Here is a 4832-nt window from a genome sequence, read left to right as displayed (position 1 = left end):
CGTAGGCGCGGATCTCCACCGGCCGTCCCACGGCGCTGGCCGACACCGAGTACTTGTTGTTGTCGAAGCGGACGAGGCAGGTCTTAGAGACCGAGGCCGTCACCGCATGGAAGCCGTCGAAGGACCCCCGATACGGCACGAGGCTCGGGCGCTCGGCCTCGAACGCTTCCCAGATCGTCCGGTCGCGCAGCTCGGGATGCCGGTTCGACTTGGCCCAGGCGACGCAGCGATCGAGCAACCAGGCGTTCAACTCTTCATAGCTCTTCACTCGCACCCGGGGCGCAAAAAAGCGCTGGCGGACCACGCCGACCTGGTTCTCGACCTGACCCTTCTCCCAGCCCGAGGCCGGCGTGCACGCCACCGGCTCGACCAGATAGTGACTGCACATCTGCTGGAAGCGGCGATTGTAGGCGCGCTCGCGGCCGACGAAGATCGCGTCCACCGCCGTCTTCATGTTGTCGTAGATCCCGCGCGTGCAGGCGCCCTTGAAGAAGGCGAACGCCCGGTCGTGGGCGTCGAACACCATCTCCTGGCTCTCGCGCGGGTAGGCCCTGACGAACAGCATCCGGCTGTGGCAGAGCCGGACATGCGCCACCTTCACCGTTGTGGTGACGCCGTCGATCAGCACCACTTCGTGGCTCCAGTCGAACTGGTATGCCTCGCCCGGCTCGAAGCTCAGCGGTACAAAGGCCGAGGCCGACGCCGCGTTCTCGCTGCGCCGCCACGTCGCCGCGTAGCGCCGTACAGCGTCATAGCCGCCTTCGTAGCCAAGCCCGCGCAGCTCCTCATAGATTCGCATCAGCGTCAGCCGCTCCCGGGCCGCGCGCGCCGCGTTCGTCGCCAGCAACCGGTCGAGCTCGTCCCGCCACGGCCCGATCCTCGGCTGCGGCTGAACCTCGCGCTCGTAGTCGAACGAAGTCGCCTGGCACCGCAGGATCTTGCGCACCGTGTTGCGCGCAATGTGCAGATCGCGGCTGATCTGCTTGATCGTCCTGCCGCGCACGAAGAACTCGCGGCGAACCCGCGCGATCGTGTCCACGCCCTTCATCCCCCTCCCGCCCGTCCACCAGAATGGACGGGCAGTGTCCGCAGCACCGCGCGCGAAGAGGGGTCAATTTTGGACGCCGATCCTCCCGCTCAGGGGGTCAACATTCCACGCCGATCCACAGTCGCGCAGCGGCCTTCGTCGCATTTCAGCACTCTTGTCACGAGCGCGAAACGGGTGCGCCGATGGATTGACGCGTGTCTGGACTCACCCCCTTTGGTTGATTTTTCTGCACACGGGTGCAGGGTATATGCGATTTGCACGAAGGGCCGGGAATGAGCCAGCCCGCCGAAGCTTTCGGGCGCACGATCCAGCTGTTCCTGGTGGATGGGACGCCGAACGGCCTAATCATCGCGTCGATCCACGGCTGGACCGGATCCGTGCTGGTCGCCGCTCAATCGACGTTTGCGAAGCTGCTGGCTCGGCCCGAGGTGGACCGGACGGGTGTTTATATTCTTTTTGGACCAGACCCCAACGATGCACTCTCAATGCGAGCCTACATTGGCGAGGCCGACAGCGTCCGGGATCGCATTGCGCAAAGCGCTGCAGATCGCGGCTTTTGGGAAACCGCCGTGGTGATCACGACAAGCGATGAGGCACTGACGAAGGGGCACGTTCGGTATTTGGAGGCTCGACTCATAGAGATGGCGATCGGCGCGGGTCGCGTGAGCCTCGACAATGGTCAGGCGCCGAACGCCGACAAGCGGCGCATGCCGGAGGCCGATCGCGCCAATATGGAAGCATTTTTGGCGAATCTTACCGTGATCCTTCCCGTTGTCGGGCTCGACCTTCTCAAGCCGCGACCAATCGCGACGATGAAGTTGGTCGGTAGCGCGCCAGCACTCGATGAGGTCAGCTTTGAGATCCGGCACAAGAGCGGCGTCAAAGCTACCGGCGTTGAAGAGGACGGTGAGTTCATCGTTCTGAAGGGCAGCCAGGCCCTGAGGGATGCCGGATATCAGGGGGGCAACTCATATGGCGAACTCAAGCAGGAACTCATTGCGCAAGGTGTCTTGAGCCGTCAGCGGATGGGACGTTCTATGAGTTTGTTCGGCCGTACAACTTCACGAGCCCATCAGCCGCAGCCGCGGTGGTGCTTGACCGCAACTCCAATGGGCGTCTTGAGTGGAAGGTGGTGGGGTCGCGTCTGAGCTACCATCAGTGGCAGGAGGAAAACGCGCAGTATTCTGAGATCGCCGAAGCAGCAATCCACACTTAAGCAGATCTTTAATCGCGACCAACTTCTGCGGAGGAGTGCATCATGGTCGACTTGCCTAAGTAGGCGGCGGGTAAGTTGAGGCCGAGAGGCGGTCGCAGCGCCGCTTTTTGTAATATGCAGCAAGAGGAATAGAACGGCAGACATGTTCGCAAATGCTTTTAACAATATCGATCGTCTCATGCGGAACGATGAGGGACTAGCTTCGGAGCTTGATTATGCTGAGCAAACTTCATGGCTGCTATTTTTGAAATATCTCAACGATCTTGAAGTTGATCGGAAAGATACAGCCGAGATCGAGGGGCGGGTCTACAACCCTATTCTGGATAAGCGCTATCGCTGGGATGTTTGGGCGGCGCCGAAGAAGGGCGGCAAGCTCGACCACAATGCTGCCTTGACTGGCGCCGACCTCATCGACTTCGTCAATCGCGAACTCTTTCCTTACCTTAAACAATTTCATAAGACAGCAGGCAGCCCGGACAGCCTTGAGTATAAAATCGGCGAGATTTTCGCCGAAATCACGAACAAGTTCCGATCAGGCTATACGTTGCGCGACGTTCTTGAGGTGCTGGACGGCCTGCGCTTCAACAGCCAGAAGGCAAAGCACGAGCTCTCGGACCTGTATGAGAGCCGCATCAAGCGGATGGGCAATGCGGGTCGGAACGGCGGCGAGTACTACACGCCCCGCCCGCTGATCCGCGCTATGGTCAAGGTTGTCGACCCAAAAATCGGCGAGACAATCTATGACGGCGCCTGCGGCTCGGCTGGTTTCCTCTGCGAAGCTTGGGAGTATATGCGTCATCCACGCATGTCGGCGAAGGATTACCAAACTTTGCAGCGGCGGACCTTCTACGGCCAGGAGAAGAAGTCGCTCGCTTATATTCTGGGGGTCATGAACATGATCCTGCACGGCATCGAGGCGCCGAATATCCGCCATGCCAACACGCTTACAGAGAACGTGATGGACATCCAGGAGTGCGATCGCCACGATATCGTCCTCGCCAATCCGCCTTTCGGCGGAGGCGAGCGCCGCGAGGTTCAGCAGAACTTCCCGATCAAGTCGGGCGAGACCGCCTACCTCTTCCTCCAGCACTTTATCCGCAAGCTCCGGGCCGGCGGCCGCGGCGCAGTGGTCATCAAGAACACCTTCCTCAGCAACACCGACGGCGCCAGCGTCGCGCTCCGCCGCGAACTCCTCGAGACCTGCAACCTCCACACCGTGCTCGACTGCCCGGGCGGCACGTTCCAGGGCGCAGGCGTCAAGACGGTGGTTCTGTTCTTCGAGAAGGGGGCGAAGACGCGCTCGGTCTTTTGCTACCAGCTCGACCCGGGCCGCAGCTTGGGCAAGACGAGCCCGCTGAACGATGACGACCCCGCCGAGTTTGTGGCGCTCCAGCCCGAGCGGGCGCCGGGCCCGAAGAGCTGGACGGTCGAAGTGGCGGACCTCGACCGGACGACCTGGGACCTGTCGGTGAAGAACCCTCATGCGCCCGAGGCGGCGGCTTTGCGCAGCCCCGAGGAGATCATCGACGCCATGCTGGCACGCGACGCCGAGACGGCCCGGATCCTCGAGGACATCCGGGGGATGCTGTGAAGGATCAGGTTGAAGCAGGCCAGCAGCTTCCTTTGCATTGGGAAAGCGTGCCGCTGCGCCGACTGTGCTCCTTCCACAACGGGCTTTGGACAGGGAAGAAGGAGCCCTTCGAAACTGCGCACGTGATCCGCAATACCAACTTTACCGCTGACGGTCGTATCGACCTGACGGATGTTGCGGTTCTTGACGTAGAACCGAAGCAGCTCGCGAAGCGCCGCCTCAAGAAAAACGACATTATCATCGAAAAGTCAGGGGGAGGCCCTAAACAGCCAGTCGGTCGCGTCGTCCTGTTTGAAATGGATAGCGGCACCTACTCATTTAGTAACTTCACGAGCGCGATACGTGTCGAGGACGCTCGGCGGCTTGATCCACTCTATCTGCACAGGGTTCTGTACTACTGGTACTTGTCCGGGCGAACTGAGCCGCTTCAGCGGCGCTCTACCGGAATCCGCAACCTGGACTTCAATGCATACAAGGAACTTGAAGTCCCGCTGCCGCCGCTGGAGGAGCAGAAGCGGATCGTTGCGGTGCTCGATCAGGCCTTCGCCGCCCTCGACCGCGCCCGCGCCCATGCCGAGGCCAATCTGGCGGATGCCCGGGCTCTCTTCGGAAGCTGGCTCAATGCCGCCTTCGAGTTCGGAACGACCGAATGGCCGAAGAAGACCCTGCCCGACATCAGCGAAAACCTGGACCGACAGAGGGTGCCTATCACCAAGGCGCACCGTGAGCCGGGAGACGTGCCGTACTACGGAGCCTCAGGCGCGGTCGACTACGTTGCAGAGCACATATTCGACGAGGATCTTCTCCTGGTATCGGAAGATGGTGCAAACCTGCTCGCTCGGACGTACCCCATCGCCTTCTCGATTTCGGGAAAGTCTTGGGTGAACAATCACGCGCATGTTCTCCGGTTCGACGACCTGGACTCGCAGGAGTTCGTCCGGCTCTACCTGAACTCGGTTTCGCTTGCACCTTGGGTA

General features: G+C 61.1%; 4 protein-coding genes. 3 read left to right on the top strand and 1 reads right to left on the bottom strand.

Annotation, left to right across the window (positions count from 1 at the left end; translation table 11 throughout):
• On the bottom strand, positions 1–1048 hold a 1048-nt coding region (istA, locus tag ACUN0C_RS19990), incomplete at its 3' end, for an IS21 family transposase (RefSeq protein ID WP_445468165.1).
• 952 nt (positions 1049–2000) lie between these two features.
• Between istA and ACUN0C_RS19985 the strand changes: the two genes are divergently transcribed.
• The 3 genes from ACUN0C_RS19985 to ACUN0C_RS19975 form a co-directional block, all read left to right on the top strand.
• Positions 2001–2264 (top strand): DUF4357 domain-containing protein, encoded by a 264-nt coding sequence (locus ACUN0C_RS19985; protein ID WP_445468166.1) that lies wholly within the window; start codon positions 2001–2003, stop codon positions 2262–2264.
• 142 nt (positions 2265–2406) lie between these two features.
• Positions 2407–3855 carry an N-6 DNA methylase gene (locus tag ACUN0C_RS19980; RefSeq protein ID WP_445468164.1) on the top strand — a complete coding sequence of 483 codons (1449 nt, stop codon included), beginning with the start codon at positions 2407–2409 and terminating at the stop codon, positions 3853–3855.
• Positions 3852–4832: restriction endonuclease subunit S (locus ACUN0C_RS19975; RefSeq protein ID WP_445468163.1), on the top strand; the 981-nt coding region annotated here is incomplete at its 3' end. The genes ACUN0C_RS19980 and ACUN0C_RS19975, both read left to right, overlap by 4 nt.

It is taken from the genome of Faunimonas sp. B44 (genome assembly GCF_052655945.1).
This window is presented reverse-complemented; position numbering and strand designations above follow the sequence as displayed.

Bases quoted from the DNA above. Each gene is read 5' to 3' on its own strand.
- ACUN0C_RS19980 (WP_445468164.1), top strand. From the start codon at position 2,407: ATGTTCGCAAATGCTTTTAACAATATCGATCGTCTCATGCGGAACGAT.